The organism is Streptomyces sp. 13-12-16, assembly GCF_002114215.1.
Lineage (GTDB): Bacteria > Actinomycetota > Actinomycetes > Streptomycetales > Streptomycetaceae > Streptomyces.
Genome location: NZ_NCTE01000112.1, coordinates 1 through 19,199, shown reverse-complemented (window position 1 = coordinate 19,199; position 19,199 = coordinate 1). Strand labels below are relative to the sequence as shown.

Sequence of the window (19,199 nt, the reverse complement as noted above, 5' to 3'; positions counted from 1 at the left end):
GGCGGTGGCGGGGCTGTCGGTGGCGGCGGAGATGGGGCTGCGGGTCCCGGACGACGTGTCGCTGCTGGCGTGGGACGACTCGCAGCTGTGCCGGCTGACGCATCCGACGCTGTCGGCGATGAGTCACGACATCCACGGCTTCGGGGCGGAGGTGGCGCGGACGCTGTTCGGCGTCATCACCGGGGAGGGGCCGGGGTCGCACCCCGTGCCGACCCCGGTCCTGACCCCACGGGGCTCCACGGCCCCGCCGTGACCTCCCGGAGGGGCTGAGCCCCAGCCCCTCCGGCGTTTCAGGAGCCGGGGGCCCGGGGCAGCACCTCCGCCGATTCCAGCCCCTCCGGCGCTTGAGGAGCGGGGGTCCGGGGGCAGCGCCCCCGGGTTCGGGACGGGAAGGGGCGGCGGGGGCGGAAGACCCCTCACCGGACGCCGCCGGACGTGTGATGTTCACCGCTCCAGCCGACGGGACTGTGCAGTCACGTTACCCACAAGTAGCATGACCCGTAAGCAAGCGCTCAGCGTCCCGCACCCTGGAGGAGAGCCATCGTGCCTCGTACCGTCAGGGACGTCGTCTTCGTCGACGGCGTCCGTACCCCGTTCGGCAAGGCGGGCCCGAAGGGCATCTACCACGAGACCCGCGCCGACGACCTCGTCGTGAAGGCGATCCGGGAGCTGCTGCGCCGCAACCCCGGTCTCGACCCGAAGAAGATCGACGAGGTCGCCATCGCCGCGACCACGCAGATCGGCGACCAGGGCCTGACCATCGGCCGCACGGCCGGCATCCTCGCGGGCCTGCCCACCTCGGTCCCGGGCTACTCCATCGACCGCATGTGCGCCGGCGCCCTGACCGCCGTCACCACGGTGGCCGGCTCCGTCGCCTTCGGCGCGTACGACGTCGCCATCGCGGGCGGTGTCGAGCACATGGGCCGCCACCCGATGGGCGAGGGCGTGGACCCCAACCCGCGCTTCGTGAGCGAGAAGCTGGTCGACGAGTCCGCCCTGTTCATGGGCATGACCGCGGAGAACCTGCACGACCGCTACCCGCAGATCACCAAGCAGCGCGCCGACGAGTACGCGGTCCGCTCCCAGGAGAAGGCCGCCAAGGCGTACGCCAACGGCAAGATCCAGGCCGACCTGGTCCCGGTCTCCGTACGCCGCACCAACGCCGAGGCCGGCGAGACCGGCTGGGGCCTGGTCACCGCCGACGAGCCGATGCGTCCCGGCACCACCCTGGAGAACCTCTCCGGCCTGAAGACCCCGTTCCGCGTCCACGGCCGGGTCACCGCCGGCAACGCGGCCGGTCTGAACGACGGCGCCACCGCCTCGCTCATCGCGAGCGAGGACTTCGCCCGCGAGAACGGCCTCCCGGTCAAGATGCGCCTGGTCTCCTACTCCTTCGCGGGTGTGGAGCCCGAGGTCATGGGCTACGGCCCGATCCCGGCCACGGAGAAGGCCCTGGCCCAGGCCGGCCTGTCCATCTCCGACATCGGTCTGTTCGAGATCAACGAGGCCTTCGCCGTCCAGGTCCTCGCCTTCCTGGACCACTACGGCATCGCCGACGACGACGAGCGCGTCAACCAGTACGGCGGCGCCATCGCCTTCGGCCACCCGCTGGCCTCCTCCGGCGTCCGTCTGATGACGCAGCTGGCCCGCCAGTTCGAGGAACAGCCGAACGTCCGCTACGGCCTGACCACCATGTGCGTCGGCTTCGGCATGGGCGCGACGGTCATCTGGGAGAACCCGCACTTCGAGGGGGACAAGTGAGCACCACCACCGCAGAGCTGCTGAAGGGTGCGGCCGAGCTGTTCCCCGGCGAGGTCGTCACCAGCGCGCACGTACGCCACTTCGACCTGCCGTCGGGTGCCGGGCGCTTCGCCCTGATCACCCTCGACAACGGTCACGACCACACCAAGCCGACCACCCTCGGCCCGCAGTCGCTGGCGAACATCGACGCCGCGATCGACCAGGTCGAGAAGGAGGCCGCCGACGGCGACATCGTCGGCGTCGGCGTCACCGGCAAGCCGTTCATCTTCGCCGTCGGCGCCGACCTCAAGGGCGTCGAGCTGCTGAAGCGGCACGAGGACGCGCTGGCCATCGGCAAGGGCGGCCACGACGTCTTCAAGCGGCTGGCGAAGCTGGCCGTGCCGACCTTCGCGTACTACAACGGCGCGGCGATGGGCGGCGGCGTCGAGATCGGCCTGCACTGCTCGTACCGCACGGTGTCGGCGGCCCTGCCCGCCTTCTCCCTCCCCGAGGTCTTCCTCGGCCTGGTGCCCGGCTGGGGCGGCTGCACGCTGCTGCCGAACCTGATCGGCGCCGACAAGGCCGTCTCGGTGATCATCGAGAACAGCCTCAACCAGAACAAGCAGCTCAAGGGCGCGCAGGTCCATGAACTCGGCATCGCGGACGCGATCTTCGAGGGCGCGGACTTCCTGGAGCAGTCGCTGATCTGGACGGCGTCCGTCCTCAAGGGCGAGATCGTCGTCGAGCGTCCGGTGATCGACCGCGGTGAGGCCTGGGACCAGGCCGTCGCGCGCGGCCGGTTCATCGCCGACTCCAAGGTGCACGGCGCCGCCCCGGCCGCCTACCGTGCCCTCGACATCATCGCCGCCGCCAAGGACGGCGACCTGCAGAAGGGCTACGACGCCGAGGACCGGGCGCTCGCCGACCTCATCATGGGCGGCGAACTGCGCTCCGGCATCTACGCCTTCAACCTGGTGCAGAAGCGCGGCAAGCGCCCGGCCGGCGCCCCGGACAAGTCGCTGGCCCGCCCGGTCACCAAGGTGGGCGTGGTCGGCGCCGGCCTGATGGCCTCCCAGCTCGCGCTGCTCTTCCTGCGTCGCCTGGAGGTGCCGGTCGTACTGACCGACATCGACCAGGAGCGCGTCGACAAGGGTGTGGGCTACGTCCACGCCGAGATCGACAAGCTGCTCGGCAAGGGCCGGATCAACCAGGACAAGGCCAACAGGCTGAAGGCCCTGGTCTCCGGTGTCCTGGACAAGGCCGAGGGCTTCACGGACGCGGACTTCGTCATCGAGGCCGTGTTCGAGGAGATGAGCGTCAAGCAGAAGGTGTTCGCGGAGGTCGAGGCGGTCGCCCCGGCGCACGCGATCCTCGCCACCAACACCTCGTCCCTCTCCGTGACGGAGATGGCGTCGAAGCTGAAGCACCCCGAGCGGGTCGTCGGCTTCCACTTCTTCAACCCGGTCGCGATCCTCCCGCTGCTGGAGATCGTCCGCGGCGAGCAGACGGACGAGGCCTCGCTGGCCACGGCGTTCGGCGTCGCCAAGAAGCTGAAGAAGACCGCGGTGCTGGTCAAGGACGCCCCGGCGTTCGTGGTCAACCGCATCCTGACCCGCTTCATGGGCGAGATCCAGAACGTGATCGACGAGGGCACGCCGGTCGAGGTCGCGGAGAAGGCGGTGGAGCCGCTCGGTCTGCCGATGTCCCCGCTGGTCCTGCTGGAGCTGGTCGGTCCCGCGATCGGCCTGCACGTCTCCGAGACCCTCAACCGGGCGTTCCCGGAGCGCTTCACGGTCTCCCCGAACCTCAAGGCGGTCGTCGAGGCGGGCAAGCGCGGCTTCTACGTCTACGACAGCGGCAAGCCCGAGCTGGACCCGGAGGTCGCCGCGCTGCTGAAGCAGGGCGACACCGTCCTCACCGAGGAGCAGGTCCGCGCCCGCGTCCTGGACGCGGTGGCCCAGGAGATCGGCCTGATGCTCGACGAGGGCGTCGTCGCCGAGGCCCAGGACATCGACCTCTGCCTGATCACCGGCGCCGGCTGGCCCTTCCACCTGGGCGGCATCACGCCGTACCTGGACCGCGAGGGCGTGTCGGAGCGGGTGAACGGGAAGCGGTTCCTGGAGGCCGGGGTGGCCTCGGTCCCGGCGTGACGGTCGTACGCGACTGAGGAGGGCCTCCGCGGTGCGCGGAGGCCCTCTTCGTCATGCGCCGGTCTTCTCGGCCGCTTCGAGCCGCGCCCTCAGCTCGGCGTTCTCCGCCTCCAGGGCGGCGATGCGCTTACGGGCGAAGTACAGCTCCATGACGGCGTCGTGGAACTCGGAGATCAGTTCCTCGGGGGTCAGTTGCACGATCGTCCCCCTCAGGCCAGCTGCTTGGGCGTGCCGTCGCCGCCCTTCCAGAACAGCTTGCCGTCCTGGGCGTAGAGGGAACCGCCGCCGGCAAAGGCCGGTGCGTTGGTCGGTACGGCGTCGACGTCCGCGAGCCGCACCGCGCCCTCGGCGAGGATCGCGGACGGGGCGCCGGCCGCCGCGACCACGTGGAGCTGGGACTGGGGCGTGTCACCGCGGCCGATGCCGATGCCCGTCCGGCCCGTGCCCTTGACCACGAAGTCGTCCACGCCCGGGTTGTTCCGCAGGACGATCAGGGATCCCTTGGTCGGGCCGTCGGTCGCGGTGACGAAGATGCCCTGCGCGGCTGTCCCCGAGGTCCTGAGATCGATCGAGAGTCCGGAGGCCCCCGGGTCCGAACCGTCGGCGTAGCCCTTGTGGGATATCTTCAGCGTCCCGCGCGAGGTCTCCACGCCGGTCAGGTACATGGCCGAGGTGGCCGGGTTGTCCGAGGTGACGTTCAGCGCCGCGGTGTCCCCAGACGACGCCTTGTGGTTGATGGTGACCGTGTGCGCCGTCGTCGACGAGCCGTAGAACTGGGCCGGTGAGGTGTACAGGGTGTACTCGCCGTCGGCGGCCGCCTCCGATCCGGTGGCAACGGTGACGGCGCCCGCGGTGAAGGCCCCGAGGAACACCCTTCGTCCCACTGTCATGTGCTCTCCCCGTTCGAGGTGGTCGTGTGAAGATCTTTCCTCGTGAGGATTCCTCACATCCGGCGCCCCGTCCATGCCGGCCCGATCACCGCGTGGGCACCGCTCCCCTCCGGACGGTGCGGTAGGCCTCACGGCGACGCTCGCGCTCACGCCGGCACGGGAACAGGTGCGGGCTGTCGTCCCGTGCGGTGTCCTCGCGCTCACCGATCGGCCGGATCTCCTTGCGGCCCGATGCCCGACGAGGGCGTCGTCGCCGAGGCCCCGGACACCGGCCTCCGCCCGACCACCGGCACCGGCCGGCCCTTCCACCTGGGCGGCATCACACCGTGCCCGGACCGCGAGGGCGTGCCGGAGCGGGTGAACGGGAAGCGGTTCCTGGAGGCGGGCGTGGCGAGCGTGCCCGCCCGAGCGCTCCGCACCAGCACACGCGATCCCCCTCACGCGGAAGCCGTCGGGCGTCACGTGCGACCCTGGTCCGCATGAGGGAACTGCTGGTGGTCGACGGGGCCAACGTCGTCGGATCCGTACCGGACGGCTGGTGGCGGGACCGGCGGGGTGCGGCCGAGCGGCTGCGCGACCTCCTGCTGGACCACGCCGAGCGGACCGGTGCCGATGTGGTGCTGGTGGTCGAGGGGGCCGCCCGGGGCGTGGAGTCCGTCCCCGGCGTACGCGTCGAGTCGGCGGCCGGCAGCGGGGACGATCACATCGTGGCCCTGGTGGAGCGGGCCGAGCAGCCCGTGGTCGTGGTCACCGCCGACCGTGCGCTCAGGCACAGGGTGGGTGAGCTGGGCGCGACCTGTGTGGGGCCGCGGGCGGTGCGCCGGTGAGACCCGGCCATCAGCCGCCGGCCCTTCGCCGTCGTGTCGGCAAGTGGCGCCGCATACGCACCGGGCGGATCCTCGTGCTGCCGTTCCTGCTCACCACGGCCGTGCTCCTGGGCACCACCCCGTACGCGGCCCCGCCGTACGCCTCCGCCTCGCTCGCCGCGGACGCCCCGTACCGGCTCTGGCACTGGAACATCGCGGGGAACACCCTGCACCGCGGCTCCGTCTCCGACGGGCTCGTCGGCGCCCTGGTCTCCTCGGTCCTCAACCGCGACTCCGACCTGGTCTCACTCAACGAGGTGTGCCGCGGGCAGTACGAGGCGGTTCAGGAGTGGCTCCGCGGAGCCGGCTGGCCGGCCGACCGAGGCAACTTCTCCCGGTTCACGGCCACGCTGAAACCCCGCAAGGGGCTGTGCCGGGGTTCCGAGCCGTACGGGATCGCCCTGTTCAGCAAGTGGCCGCTGGGACCGGCGAAGACCTACGTCCTGCCGTCCGACGGCACGGCGGAGCGCCGGGCGCTGCTGTGCGCGCCGCTCGCCGACCGTCCACAGGTGACCTTCTGCGCCACCCATCTGACGCCCCGTGCCTTCCCGGGAAGGGACGGCTCGCCCAACGGGCGTCAGATCGCCGCCGTCCGGGCACGGCTCGACGCCTTCGCCACGGCCGGCCGGTCCTATCTGGTGGCCGGTGACTTCAACGCCCAGCCACACCACACCCGCATGGACCGGATGTACGCGCCGTCCGTCGACCGCCCCACGGACCACGCCGGGCGGGGTGCGCACCGCGAACTGGACGACGCGGACCGCGGGCACTGCGCCGGGCACGGCGAGCGGACCTTCTCCGTGCCCGCGGCCCGCCCCGGGCCGTGCGGCAGCGGTGTCAAGCTCGACTACCTCTTCGTACGCGCCGACCGGATCAGCGGCGCGTACACGGCGGACTCCCTGGCCGTACCGGCCTCGTGCCGCGGCGCGCGCCGCTGCTCAGACCACCGGGCCCTGATCGGTACGGTGACACTGCGCCGCGGCCGGTGAGGCGGTGCCTCACACGTCCGTTGCCGCGAGCTCCGCGATCGCGGCCGTCGCGCGGGCGCAGTTGCCGCGGTCCTCGAAGGCGAAGAACGCACGCGCCCGGTAGTCGTACTCCGGCTCGCGCTTGCACCCGTTGCCGAGGTAGCGGATCACTTCGGTCACCACTTCCTCCACGTTGCCGCACACCGGTCCGAACCCGTCGTACGCCGCCTCGAAGTACCCCTTTCTGGCGTGCTTGGCCCAGTACTCGTCCGGATCGAACCTGGCGTAGACGAGCGGCGTGCCGAGATAGGCCATGTCGAAGTGGACCGAGGACCAGTCCGTGATGAACAGGTCGCACTGGCGCAGGGCCGTCTGGACACTGACCTTCGTCTGGTCCAGGCGCTGCACTCGGGGGTGGTCCGGGACGACCCCGTCGACCATGTTCCGCATCTCGTAGTGCGGAAGGAAGTCGAGCACGTAGTCGTAGTACTCCAGCGCCTCCATCAGCTTCGGGTGGCGCAGCAGCTGCACCATGAACTCCCGGTAGGTCGACTCCCGGAAGATCTCGTCGACGGCGTCCTGGTCCGCGCCGTCCTGCTGGAGGTAGGAGGGGATGGTGAGGTACTTGCGCCAGGTGGGCATCAGCAGGACACGCCGCCGGCCGCGGTCCGGCTGCAGCGCGTCGAAGCGCGGGAAGCCCAGTGCCTTGGCCTGGTCCCCGTAGTGCATGTGCTCGGAGAAGTACTGGGCCTCCCGGTCACTGGTCGCGAACACCAGGTCCACACCGGTCCGGTTGCGGTGCAGGGCCTTGCTGCCGTCCTCGTCGGTGACCCCGTGCTGGAGGAAGACCCGGCGGGCCCCGACGCGCCAGTTGAGGTGCTTGAGGTACTTCGTGCGGTCCCAGCCGTCGGGAAGCATGTACGAGTCGATGTCGTAGGCGTTGATGAGCAGCGACGCGTGCAGCATCAGCAGTTTGTGCTTCCAGGAGCTGTGCGCCACCACGTTCCCCAGGCGCTTCAGCTTGGCCCGGTCCGCGCTGCCCTTCTCGATGATGTAGTAGGCCTTGCGGCGGCGCTCGTGCTTACGCAGATACGTGAACAGGTGCAGGCTGTTGTCCTGTGCGGTGTCCTTGCGCTCGCCGATCAGCCAGATCTCCTTGCGGCGGAAGAACCGGAGCGTGGCCCGCCGGATGGCGCGGGCACGCCAGAAGGGCGCCTTGCGCTTCTTCTGCTCCTGGTCCAGGCCCACGAGGAACTCCTCCCAGGCCTTGTCCCCGTTCCGGCCCTGCGCCTCCCGGACGACCAGTACGGCGTTGTCCTTGCCCTTCGCCAGCGGAAGGACGTAGCGGTCCGCGATCTTCATGGGACGGGCGCTGCGCAGCATCGCGGTGGTGATCATGCACGGGCGCGAGACATCACGGCCGGAGGTGCAGAACACCAGCTTCAGCGGGAACTCACCGTCCTTGAGGGCGTGTGCCGGGACGACCGCCTCGAATCCGCCCCAGGCGAGATCGTCACGCGTCGCCAGCAGGTCACTGCGCCACACCTGTCGCGCGGGCACCATCTGACCGCTCTTCTCCACCCACAGCTGCAGGGGATTGCGCATGGCCTCGCTCATGGGGAGTCCGTTGAGCACGAACCGGCCGGCCACAATGATCCCACCGGACTCTGCATCCGCCTGGATCCGTTCCACGTGCACGCTGGTGGAGGAGATCTTCGTCAGCGGGAGCAGCGCGCTCGGCACCGCGACATCGAGATAGAGGTCTCCGCCCCGCCCGTACACACCACTGATCGTCTGCCCCGGGCGCGCGAAGAGCTCGTACCAGTTCATGTACATCGCCAGGAACGGCACCCGGTGGCGGGTGTCGTGGGTGGAGGCCAGGACCGCGTCGGGTGGCACCAGCGTGTAGACCGCGCGGGCCCGCTGGAAGAGCCGGAACAGCTCCTCCTCGGGCAGGGCCTGCGGCGCGCGGAGGGCGAAACCCTGGTAGCTGCGCACCAGGAACCGGTTGAGGACCTCCTGCCGGTGGCCGGAGAGACGGGGGCGGAGCGTCATCAGGTACTCCTCCAGAAGGAGGTGGTCCCAGTAGTTCTCCGTGCGCTCCCACAACTTGTCCATCGTGGAGTCCTCGGCGGCGCGCTTGCGGTACCGGTAGACCGTGCTCGGCACCATCGCGATGCGGTCCGCGAGCAGCATGGCGGGAACCGAGAAGAACGCGTCCTCGAAGTGCACGCCCTCGCGGAACCGGATGTTGTTCGCGCGGATGAACTCGACGTCGAAGAGCTTGTGGCAGGCGCTTCCGCCGTGGATCATCTCCGGGATGTTCTCGATTCCGGGATGTACCTGGACCTGCTTCCCGAAGTAGCGGAGCCAGGGCCAGTTGGTCTCCTCCGGGAACGTCTCCATCCGTCCGATGGTGAGCGGCACGCGCTCCTTGACCGCGGTCCGCCACATGGTTTCCAGGGCGTCCTCGGGAAGCACGTCGTCGGAGTCGCAGAACGTGATGTAGCGGGCGCTGACCAGTTCCATTCCCGCGTTCCTGGCCCCGCCGGCCTTTCCCTCGGGATGTACGAACGCCCACACGTTCTGATACCGCGCGGCGAATTCCGCGGCGATGGCGGGCGAGCCGTCACTGCTGCCGTTGTCGACCAGGACCACCTGGCAGCGCTCGAACATCGTCTGGCGGGCCAGTGAGTCCAGGCATTCCTGGAGATATCTCTCCACGTTGAAGATGGGGACGACGACGGCGACGTCGTAGAGGGGATCGAACACCTATAACTCCTGTTTCCTGCCGAATACCCCATTTCTGGAGCGGATCGTGATCAGTGCTGGGTGGACTCGATGACGAGTTGGGCGTTCCCGCCGTCGGCGGTGATGCGCGCGAAACCGTGGAATCCGTTGACGGGCGGTTGCTGGGACAGGGCCGGGGAGACGGCGCAGGGGCGCGAGACGTCCCTGCCCCGGGTGCACAGCACCAGACGCACGGGGAAGGAGCCGGCCGGGAACTCCCGGGGGTCGACGGCGACGCTGAAGAGGGCCCCCTCCTGGCCCGGCTGGTCGTGGCCCTGCCCGTGGTTCACCGCCGGAAGGGTCTTGCCGCTCCGCTCGAACCAGACCTGCAGTTCGAGCTTGGCGAGCAGTTCGTCGGGGATCCCGTTGACCGAGAAGCGGCCGTGGAGCACCACCGTCCCGCCCTCGCCGGCGGAGACTCCCTCGATCCGGGCCGGAACGGACGTGACCTTCGTGAGCGGCAGTCCCCAGGACGTCCCCGGGTAGTCGACGTAGAGATCCCCTTCCCGGCCGAAGACCGAGCCGAGGACGGAGGCCGGACGGTAGAAGAGGTCGAAGTCCGCGAAGTGCAGCGCGAGATAGGGGAGCCGGTGCCTGGTGTCGTGCGTGCTCCGGGCGAACTGCTCCGAGGTGATTCCCCAGTAGAGCGTGCGACAGCGCTCGAAGAGCTTCCGGCAGTCGGCTTCGCCGAAGATCCGCGGCGCCCTCAGCAGGAAGCCCTGCATGCTGCGGATGAGGAACCGTTCCAGCGTCTCCTGCTGGTACGGCGTGAGCCCCTGACGCATACCCGCGAGGTACTCCAGCATCATCAGCTGATCGGCATAGTTCTGCGGGAGGTCCCAGATGGTGTCCATGACGGAGGAGCCGTCACCGCGCCTGCGGTACTCGTAGACGGGGGCGTCGACCAGTGCGATGCGCTCCGAGAGCAGCAGCGCGGGCAGCGACACATAGGCGTCCTCGAAGGCGGTGCCGGCACCGAACCGGATGCCCTGGGAGCGCAGCAGGTCGAGGTCGAAGATCTTGTTCCAGCAGGACGCCGAGTGGATCAGGTCGGGGATGTCGACGACGCTGCTCACCGTTTTGACGTTCTTGCCGAAGTACTTGTGCCACGGCGCCTTGACCGGCTTCGGGACATGCTTCTCGCGGCCCACGACGATCGTGGCCCTGGTTTTGATGATGGTGTTCCGGAGCACTTCCAGGGAGCGCTCGGGCACGACGTCGTCGGCGTCCCAGAAGACGATGTACGGCGTCGAGGCCATGTCCATGCCCATGTTGCGCGCGTCGCCGGCCCGGCCCTGGGGCTGCGAGACCAGGTCGACGTTGGCGTACCGGCCGGCGAATTCGCTCGCGATCTCCACCGACCGGTCACTGCTGCCGTTGTCGACGAGAATCACATGGGCGCGCGCGAAGGCGGTCTGCGCGGCCACCGACTCCAGGAACTCGGCGAAGAAGTTCTGGACATCACGGAACGGAACGACGACCGTCACGTCACGGCTGGCTTGGGACATACTTCCTCCTGGCACACCACATCAATGATTCAACTCCCGAACGAGACGATCGATCGCTTCCGACGCCCTCACGTTGTTCTGCTGGTCCCGGTACTCGAAGAAATTCTCCACCCGCCGCAGATACCCGGGCTCTCTCTCACACCCTCCCCGCATGTAGCGGACCACTTCACCCACGACCTCTTCGACGGTTTCACCGACCGGCCCGAATCCGTCCCGGCGGGCATCGAAATAGCCCTTCTGGTAATGCCCGTCCCAGTACTCCTCGGCATCGAACTGTGCGTACACCAGGGGAGTTCCGAGGTATGCGACGTCGAAGGCGGTGGACGACCAGTCCGTGACGAAGAGATCGCAGCGCCGCATGGCCTCCTGCACACTGACCTCGTTCTGGTCGATGACCCGGACCCGGTCGCGTTCCGGCACGATCTCCCCGACCATCGCGCGCATTTCGTAGTGCGGCAGGAATTGCAGTGTGTAGTCGTACCGGTCCAGGGCGGCCAGCAGTTCCGGGTCGTTCAGGAAACGGACCATGAAATCCCGGTAGCTGGAGGCGAGGAACCGGTCGCGCATGGCCTGTCGCATCTCGCGTCCGCCGCCGTCACGGCTGTACGAGGCGACGGTCAGATAGGCGCGCCACGTCGGCATGAACAAGATGGTGCGCCCGCCGCGCTCGGGGACCAGCGCGTCGAAGCGGGGGAAGCCGACGACCCCCACCTGCCCCTCGTAGCCGAGCTCCTCCGACAGGAACCGCCCCTCGCGCCGGCTCACCGCGAGGATGAGGTCGACGCCCGTGCGGTTGCGGTGCAGGCCCTTGCTGACGTCCTTGTCCGTCACACCGTGCTGCAGGAAGACCCGGCGGGCACCCACGCGCCAGTTCAGATGCTTGAGGTAGCGGGTCCGGTCCCAGCCGTCGGGCAGCATGTAGGTGTCGATGTCGTAGGCGTTGACCAGCACGGACGCGTGCAACATCAACAGCTTGTGCTTCCAGGAGCTGTGGGCGACGATGTGCCCGAGCCCCGCCAGACGGACCCGGTCGGGGCTGCCCGCCCGGATGACGTAGTACGCCCCGCGCCGTTTGCCCGCGGTGCGCGCGTGCCGGAACAGGTGCCAGCTGTTGTCCTGCGCGGTGTCGCCCCGCTCTCCGAACAACCAGATGTCCCGGCCGAGGAACAGCGGCTTCAGCGGCTTCGTGAACAGCCGCAGCAGGCGCTGCTTCCAGAACGGCCGACGGCGCAGCACATGCTTGGCGTCCTTGACGAGGAGACTGCCCGGGATACCGCGGGCGAGCCGGCGCGCCGTGCCGGAGACCATCAGGATCGCCCGGTTCTTCCCTTTCCAGTGCGGCACGACCCGTGTTCCGCCGTGCTCGACCACGCGCGCCCCGCGCAGATAGCCGGCGGCGACCAGGCACGGGGTGACCGCCTGGCCGCCCTCGGAGTCGATGACGAATTCGAGGTCGTGGACACCCTTCCGCAGAGCGTCGAGGGGCAGGTCGGCGGTGAAGCCGCCCCATTCCGTGTCGGGCCGGGTGTTCTTCAGGTCCCGCCGGCGGATCTGCGTGGCGGGGACGCTGAGGCGGCTCCCCCGGACACGCAGGCCGAGGTGCCCCGCCAGGGGCCGGACCATGGGCATGCCGCTGACCTCGAACCGTCCGGAGAGCCGCAGCGTCCCGGTCCCCGGCACCCGGCGAACGTGCTCCAGATGAGCGGTGAAGGGCGTGGCCTGCGCCAACGGGGCCAGCTGGTCCGGCAGCTCACCGATGAGGTACGGACGGCCGTCACGCACGGAGAGCTTGTGCAGCCTGGCCGCCCGATCCGCGAACAGGCCGAAGTCCCCGGTGAGGAAGGCGAGGTAGGCCACGCGGTGACGGGCGTCCGCGGTGGCCCTGACGATCACGTCGGGCGAGACGCCCCAGTAGACCGCGCGACACCGCGAGTAGATGTCCTCCAGCTCCGCCCCTCGGAAGAGGTCGGGCGCCCGGAGCGCGAAGCCCTGGTAGCTCCGTACCAGGAAGAGGTCGAGCACGGCCTTCGAGTTCTCCGGGAGGCCCTCGCCCAGCCGGTGCAGGTACTCCACGAGCTGGAGGTGGTCCCAGTAGTTCTGCCGCCGCGTCCAGATCGCGTCCATGGTCGAGTTCCCCGCGGCGCGCTTGCGGTACCGGTAGACACACGCGTCGACCAGGGCGAGCCGGGTGGCGAGAACGAGCGCGGAGACGCCGACGTAGGCGTCCTCGAAGTGGACGCCTTCGGCGAAGCGGATGCCGTGGGAGCGCAGGTAGGAAAGGTCGAAGAGCTTGTTGCAGGCACTGGCGCTGTGCACCAGCTCGGGCATTTCGGCGAGGCTGTCGAACGTCCGGTCGCCCTTTCCGAAATGGTCCTTCCAGGCCCAGTTGGTCGGCTTGGGGAACGTCTCCATCGCACCCACCACGACCTGGGCCCCCGTGGCCGAGGAGGCGTCCAGCATGCGTTCGAGCGCGGTGGGCGGAAGCACGTCGTCGGAGTCGCAGAAGGTGATGCGCGGGCTGGTCGCCCGGTCCATGCCGAGGTTGCGGGCCGCTCCGGCGCCGCCGCCGTGGCGTACCAGCACCGTGGTGTTGGCGTGCCGACGGGCGAACTCCGCGCAGAGCCGGTAGGAGCCGTCCGTGCTGCCGTTGTCGACGAGCACGACCTCGCAGCGCTCGAACACCGTCTGTGCCTCGATGGAGTCCAGGCACTCCTGGAGGTACTGCTCCACGTTGTAGACCGGCACGACCAGTGTGACGTCATAGGAATTCATGTGCGCCGGAACTCACTCGCAGACTCGAGGGCATTCCCGTGTTCCGCGGTTTCATAAGGACTGGGCACCGGGAAATACGCTTCGAGGAAACGTTTCAGCATGTCCCGCTGCGCTTCCGGGTCAGCCGACTCCACCGTGTCGTTGAGGCAGAAGGTGTCCATGTTCCGGTTGGCGAGAAGTGTGTTCAGGCGCCTCTCCGCCAGATCGGCCGAGAGGTCGATGTACCGGTACTGGATGTCCCCCACCGTGGCCCGGGCGGAGTGGTATGCGAAATAGTGGTGCAGCGACGAGGCGATCGGCACGTCCCCAGGGGAACGGAAACGTGAATGCTGGGTGGTGGCGTGCTGCTCCGCGAAGGTCTCCTCGATTTCCTGCAGCACACTCCTGCGGAGCGCATGCGGCGTGTGCTTCATCTTCTGGGATATGGCGGTACCGAATTTCTGCGCGATGAGCCAACGGCTGTTCTTGCCCGCGGCGTTGACCGGAAGGTCGGTCGAGGAGACGGCGCCGCCCGGTATCAGCGCGGGCGAGGTGAAGAACTTGGTGATGCCGTTCGGGTGGAAGAAATGCCCAGGTGTCACCGGCCGGCCGAAGAACACGTCGTCGTTCAGGTAGAGGAAGCACTCCGAGAGTCCCGGAATATGGTGCAGCTGGCTCTCGATGGCATGCGAGTTGAACGTCGGCAGGGCGGAGGCGTCGGAGAAGATCTCCCGGTGGTCCACCACCCGGAGGTTCGCGTGCTGCGCCTGGAGCCAGGACGGGGCCTGGCCCGCCGTCACGAGATAGATGTTGCGCACCCAGGGGGCGTTCTGGTGGAGCGACCGCAGCGAGTAACGCAGTTCGTCACGGCTGGTGTACCGCGAGTCGTTCGCCGCCTGCTCGTGCAGTCCGTCCGCGGAGAACCCCCGGCGCACACGGTCGCGCGACGCCCGCCAGACCGGGTCGGAGTCGTCGACCCAGGTGTAGACGACATCGATGGGGAACTGGTGGTCCTCGGGGAGCGGCACGGCGAACTCGGCCAGGGTCCTCGCGTCCCCCGTGTGGTAGGGAGGAGGAATGGGGCTGAAGAGGCTCTGTGGCGCCGACTTGCGCGGGGCCCTCACCGGAACCGCGTCGATGACCCGGTTGGGGCGCGGAGCCCGCAGCTCCCCGTCCCGCTCCGTCCACATCTCCAGGTCGCATCCGGTGGCCGCGCCGAAGACCAACTGCTGGGTGGGGTCGCACACGTACCACGCGACGCGCAGCACCTTGTTCTTGCGCAGCTGCCGCCATGACCGCTCGTCGTCGCCGGGCTCCATCCGCGCCTCGTTGCCGCCGGCGGGTCCCACATAGCCCGGGGCCTGCGCGAAGGCCAGCTGGAGCAGTTCCTCGACCAGCGGGCGGGACGCGGCGGGAACGGCGACAGCGGGCAGCCCGCTGTTCGTGCCCCGCACGCAGAAGTAGTCGACGCCCGCCGCCTCCAGAACGGAGACCACGATGTTCAGGTTGCGGGCGCGGGCAGCCCAGTCCGTCGCCCCCTCGACCATCAGCGCACGCATGTGACGGCGGCCGACGCGGACGACCCGCTGGCTGTAGGCGGTGCTGTGCCGGGGCGCCTTTCGCTTGCCCCCCATCGCCCAGACCACCGCGGCGGAGCGCACGGAGTCGGCGGCGGTGAGCGAGGACTTCACGACCTTGCGGACCGGGGTCGGCACCCCGCGGACGATGCGCTGCCTCGCGCCGGTCGGAACCGCAGACCGGTACGCCGAGATCAGCGCTCCGGCTTCAGGGTTGTCCGAGCCACCCACGAGGCATCCACCATCCATACCCGGCAGCTCCGCCCTCCAAGGATGTCGCACACCCCTCTGTGTGGGCCTTGGCGTGGAAGAAGCTCGCATACCAGACACAGGGCTCATCGCCCCGATTCAACTGCGATCACCACATAACGGTGAACCACCAAACTTTCACATAATGGTTTCCTAAAAGTCCAGGTCAAGACAGCCTGTGAACACCTTGCAAGGCGTGACAATCATCACCGATGACTCGTACAACCATTTGAAGGACTAGATTTCCAGCGCGATCTGGTGTATTGACGCGCCGTAAGTTGTCAGGCTTCGTCGACCCGGACGGTGAGGGCCGGCTCAGTCGCCCGGCAGGCGGTCCCAGTCGGACAGGGTGAGACCGGGCTCCGGCCGCTGCCGGTTCACCAGGACGGCGCCGTCCGCGGTGACCGTCGCCATGACGACCCGGCCCCGCCCGTCCAGTGCCAGCGCCGGAGCGCCGATACAGGTCACCCCCGTGTCGGACCACCACAGTCCGCCGGACTCCGCGCCGGTGCCGCAGACCCCGATCACGGCGGTCCCCGCACGTCCCCGGTGGGCCAGGACCGTGCAGTCATAGCCGTCGACGGAGGCACGGAGCGTGGCGTGAGGTCCCTCACCCGGGGCCCCGCCGACGGGGAAGGCCCACTCGCCGGGCCGCTGCGCGTAGACGCCCGTCCCACTCTGCTCGGACCAGTACGCGGTGAACACACCGGGGGCGGTCTCGAGGAGCGCGGCGGAGCCGGGTACCGGAGCGGGCGAGAGGTCCTGCGCCCGGCGCAGGTCGGCCCCGGGCTCCGTCTGCACCCAGCGCATGACCGACCGGTTCCCCGGCGCGAGGAGTTCGACCAGTCCGGCGGAGTTCGCCGCGGCGGCCGGCCCGCCCTCGACCGCGCCGCCGCGCAGGTCCTTCCATGCCTCCCACGCCCCGCTCTTGGATTCGCGCCGCAGCATGACCCCGCCGGGGCCACCGGAGACGAAGACGTGGACCGTGCCCTGCCCGTCGACGGCGGCGGTCGGCACGCCGAGTGTCGCGGCGTCCCTCGGGTCGCGGTACGGGTTCCCCAGGGAACGCCAGTCGCCCAGCGTTCGACCCGACTGGTACTGCACGGCGTAGAGCAGGTCGACCTTCGGCGCGTCCCCGCCCGTCCGCTTCTCCCTGCGCCCGAGGAAGTGCGCGTAGCGATTGGCCCCTTGGGCGACGGCGAGACCGGTAAGCCCCTCGGCGGGGAAGAAGTCCGGCCCGCTCCAGCGCCCGCTGCCGACCGCGGTCTCCGTCCAGCGGCGCACACCGCCTTCGACGAGCGCGTACACGGCGAGGCGGTCGTCGTTCCCCCGCAGCAGCCACGACCCCGTGGCCACCGCCTGCGCACCTCTGCCGCGCATGTGTGCCGTCCCTTCCCGCGCCGGGCCCCGGTATCCACGGATGACCCCAGAATCCGCCACATCATAAGCACGTCCGAACAAACGTCCCGTTGCCCCGTCGGCGCCGCACGGGCCTCGGGTCGCGGCCGCCGGAACGGCTCCGGGACCGGCCGGAAGCACCTGGGACGGGACGGCCGGCCGTACCCGCCGGGGCACACAACGGGCACATCACTCAAAAGAGTTTTCGAGTACCTGTCTATAGTTCAATGCCAACCAAGCGTCAGCCGAGCAGCACCGACCCGGCCCCTCACGGGAGCGGCCTGCTGCCCTTGCCCTCCGGGCACGAGTTGCGAGGACCCCGCCGTGAGCCACGACCTGAGCACGCCTGTGCCGCCTGCCGACGACACCCCGCCCAAAAAGCGGGGCAACCGCAGAGCTCAGAAGAAGAAGCGACGGACAGGCCGGATCGTACTCTTCTCCCTGCTCGCCCTCGTCCTCGTACTCGGCGGCACCGCCTATTGGCTCTACTCGTCCCTGGACTCCAAGCTCAAGGACAACGCCGTCGACCTCGACAAGGCCCTCGGCGACGACTCCTCCCGCCCCGCGAAGAAGACCTCGGCGGGCGACGCGCTGAACCTGCTGGTGCTCGGCTCCGACTCGCGGGCCGGCGACAACGGCGACCTGGCCGGCGGGAACGTGAGCGGGCAGCGGTCGGACACCACGCTGCTGGTACACATAGCCAAGGGCCACACCGAGGCGGTCGCGGTGAGCATCCCGCGCGACACCCTGGTGACCCGGCCCGAGTGCACCACGGAGAGCGGCAAGGTGCTGCCGGAGGCGAAGCGTGTGATGTTCAACGCGGTCTACGCCCTCGGCGGGCCGGCCTGCACGGCGAGGACCGTCGAGTCGATGAGCGACGTCCGCATCGACCACCTGGTGGAGCTCGACTTCTCCGGCTTCAAGCAGATCGTGGACGAGGTGGGTGGCGTCACCGTGACGCTGGACCAGCCGATCGACAACGACCAGCTGCAGCTGGGGACGGGTACGCACCGCCTGGACGGGGACCAGTCCCTGCAGTTCGTCCGCACCCGGCACGGCTATGGCGACGGCAGCGACCTGGGCCGCATCGAACTTCAGCAGAAGTTCCTCAAGGCGCTGATCAGCGAGGTGCAGAAGCAGGACCTGCTGACCAGCCCCACCAAGGCCTACTCCATCGCCCGGTCCGCGACCGGCGCGCTCACCACCGACAAGGAACTGGCGTCGCTGACCGCCCTCGCCGACTTCGCCCAGAGCGTCAAGGGCATCGACGCCGAGGGCATGCAGACGATCATGCTGCCGGTCACGTACGACAAGGTCGACCCGAACCGGGTGGTCGCCGTCGAGTCGAAGGCGGAGAAGCTGTGGACGGCGATCCGCGACGACACCGAGATCCCGGCGGAACTGCTCAAGGACGCCAAGAAGACCGGCTGACCCCCGAGGAGCAACCGGTCCCGCATGCCGCACCGGAACTGGGCATACAGGTACTTTTCGATAGGCTGACCGGTCAATCTTCCTGTCTGCGGTTCTCCTCGCCGCCGCCCTGCTCGTGATCGTCGACGCCGCGAACGCCGTCGGGTCGGTGCCCGACGGGTGGTGGCGGGACCGGCGGGGGGCCGCAGACCGCCCGGTCCTGGTCGTCACGGCCGACCGCGAGCTGCGCCGCAGGGTGACCGCCGTGGGCGCGGAGGTCGCCGGTCCGCGGTCCGTGCCCCGCTGAGACCGGCGACGCCCGGTGCCCGCTACGTGCCGGCGTTCAGCTCCAGCCGCTGGTGGATCAGGCGGGCGAAGTGGGCCAGGGTGCGCCCGGTGGCCAGGTCGGCCGGGCCGAGGCGGATGTCGAACAGGTCCCTCGTCTGGACCAGGAACTGCATGCCCAGCAGCGAGTCCAGTCCGAAGTCGGTGACGTTGCGCGTGGGGTCCAGGCCGGCCGGGTCGGTCTGCAGGACGCCCGCGAGGAGCCGGGCGATCGTCTCGGTGATCCTGCCGATCGCCTCGTCCGCCGGGAGGTCCGCCAGTGTGCTCAGGAGTTCGTTGCGGGCGTCCGGGGAGGCCGTGGAGGAGGACGGGGCCAGCGGGGCGAACCGGGGGGTGGCCAGGGCGGGCAGCAGGTGGCGTGCGGCTCCCCAGCGGTAACGGCCCGCTCCGGCGACGTCGGTGCCGGCGGCCAGGAGGCGGTCGGCGGTGGCGAGGACCTCGGCGGGGGTGAGCAGTTCGAGGCCGCGTCCGGTCATGGCGGGGCCCATGCCGCTGCGGGCGACGTAGCCGGTCCCGCCGACCGGCCCCCAGGCCAGTGCCGTACCCGGCCGGCCGGC

Annotated in this window: 15 protein-coding genes and 1 pseudogene; 8 read left to right on the top strand and 8 right to left on the bottom strand. The window is 69.5% G+C overall.

The genetic code is table 11. The annotated features are described in order from the left end of the window. From B7767_RS05395 to B7767_RS05385, 3 genes are all read left to right on the top strand, one after another. Positions 1 to 253, top strand: a 253-nt coding sequence (locus tag B7767_RS05395; RefSeq protein WP_179167037.1) for a substrate-binding domain-containing protein, incomplete at its 5' end; no start/stop codon positions are given. Between the two features lie 290 nt (positions 254 to 543). Continuing rightward, positions 544 to 1,761, top strand: a complete 1,218-nt coding sequence (locus tag B7767_RS05390) for an acetyl-CoA C-acyltransferase (protein ID WP_085571107.1) — start codon at positions 544 to 546, stop codon at positions 1,759 to 1,761. Beyond that, the gene (locus B7767_RS05385) at positions 1,758 to 3,890 is read left to right on the top strand and encodes a 3-hydroxyacyl-CoA dehydrogenase NAD-binding domain-containing protein (protein WP_085571106.1); all 2,133 of its coding nucleotides are present in this window, start codon (positions 1,758 to 1,760) and stop codon (positions 3,888 to 3,890) included. Before B7767_RS05390 ends, B7767_RS05385 begins: the two co-directional genes overlap by 4 nt. A gap of 51 nt (positions 3,891 to 3,941) precedes the next feature. Here B7767_RS05385 and B7767_RS46155 read toward each other — a convergent pair whose 3' ends face one another. After that, the gene (locus B7767_RS46155; protein ID WP_175449356.1) at positions 3,942 to 4,088 is read right to left on the bottom strand and encodes a hypothetical protein; all 147 of its coding nucleotides are present in this window, start codon (positions 4,086 to 4,088) and stop codon (positions 3,942 to 3,944) included. Between the two features lie 11 nt (positions 4,089 to 4,099). Next, on the bottom strand, positions 4,100 to 4,780 hold the full coding sequence (locus B7767_RS05380) for a hyaluronoglucosaminidase (protein ID WP_085571105.1): 681 nt from the start codon (positions 4,778 to 4,780) through the stop codon (positions 4,100 to 4,102). A 225-nt stretch (positions 4,781 to 5,005) separates the two neighbouring features. On the opposite strand from B7767_RS05380, the pseudogene B7767_RS49250 reads away from it, so the two are divergent. From B7767_RS49250 to B7767_RS05365, 3 genes and pseudogenes are all read left to right on the top strand, one after another. Further along, positions 5,006 to 5,185 (top strand): annotated as a pseudogene (locus B7767_RS49250) (hypothetical protein); the annotation flags it as partial. Between the two features lie 74 nt (positions 5,186 to 5,259). Next, positions 5,260 to 5,607 (top strand): NYN domain-containing protein, encoded by a 348-nt coding sequence (locus B7767_RS05370; protein ID WP_085571103.1) that lies wholly within the window; start codon positions 5,260 to 5,262, stop codon positions 5,605 to 5,607. Next, positions 5,604 to 6,635, top strand: a complete 1,032-nt coding sequence (locus B7767_RS05365; RefSeq protein WP_256923326.1) for an endonuclease/exonuclease/phosphatase family protein — start codon at positions 5,604 to 5,606, stop codon at positions 6,633 to 6,635. The genes B7767_RS05370 and B7767_RS05365 overlap by 4 nt, the downstream gene beginning before the upstream one ends. Positions 6,636 to 6,644: 9 nt before the next feature. Here the strand turns inward: B7767_RS05365 and B7767_RS05360 are convergent, their stop codons facing one another. The 5 genes from B7767_RS05360 to B7767_RS05340 form a co-directional block, all read right to left on the bottom strand. Beyond that, on the bottom strand, positions 6,645 to 9,386 hold the full coding sequence (locus B7767_RS05360; RefSeq protein WP_085571102.1) for a CDP-glycerol glycerophosphotransferase family protein: 2,742 nt from the start codon (positions 9,384 to 9,386) through the stop codon (positions 6,645 to 6,647). Positions 9,387 to 9,436: 50 nt separating this feature from the next. Next, complete coding sequence (locus tag B7767_RS05355) at positions 9,437 to 10,912, bottom strand: glycosyltransferase family 2 protein (protein ID WP_085571101.1); 1,476 nt, start codon at positions 10,910 to 10,912, stop codon at positions 9,437 to 9,439. A 21-nt stretch (positions 10,913 to 10,933) separates the two neighbouring features. Further along, positions 10,934 to 13,684, bottom strand: a complete 2,751-nt coding sequence (locus B7767_RS05350; protein WP_085571100.1) for a glycosyltransferase — start codon at positions 13,682 to 13,684, stop codon at positions 10,934 to 10,936. Further along, the gene (locus tag B7767_RS05345; protein ID WP_085571099.1) at positions 13,681 to 15,489 is read right to left on the bottom strand and encodes a stealth family protein; all 1,809 of its coding nucleotides are present in this window, start codon (positions 15,487 to 15,489) and stop codon (positions 13,681 to 13,683) included. Before B7767_RS05345 ends, B7767_RS05350 begins: the two co-directional genes overlap by 4 nt. Before the next feature lie 315 nt (positions 15,490 to 15,804). Next, the gene (locus B7767_RS05340; RefSeq protein ID WP_085571098.1) at positions 15,805 to 16,869 is read right to left on the bottom strand and encodes a hypothetical protein; all 1,065 of its coding nucleotides are present in this window, start codon (positions 16,867 to 16,869) and stop codon (positions 15,805 to 15,807) included. 342 nt (positions 16,870 to 17,211) lie between these two features. Here B7767_RS05340 and B7767_RS05335 point away from each other — a divergent pair, with 342 nt between their 5' ends. Both B7767_RS05335 and B7767_RS05330 read left to right on the top strand, forming a co-directional pair. Further along, positions 17,212 to 18,318, top strand: a complete 1,107-nt coding sequence (locus B7767_RS05335) for an LCP family protein (protein ID WP_085571097.1) — start codon at positions 17,212 to 17,214, stop codon at positions 18,316 to 18,318. A gap of 115 nt (positions 18,319 to 18,433) precedes the next feature. Beyond that, a complete protein-coding gene (locus B7767_RS05330) occupies positions 18,434 to 18,604 on the top strand; it encodes a hypothetical protein (RefSeq protein WP_256923325.1) in 171 nt (56 codons plus the stop codon). Positions 18,605 to 18,626: 22 nt separating this feature from the next. Here the strand turns inward: B7767_RS05330 and B7767_RS05325 are convergent. Then, positions 18,627 to 19,199, bottom strand: a 573-nt coding sequence (locus B7767_RS05325; protein ID WP_143652223.1) for an acyl carrier protein, incomplete at its 5' end; no start/stop codon positions are given.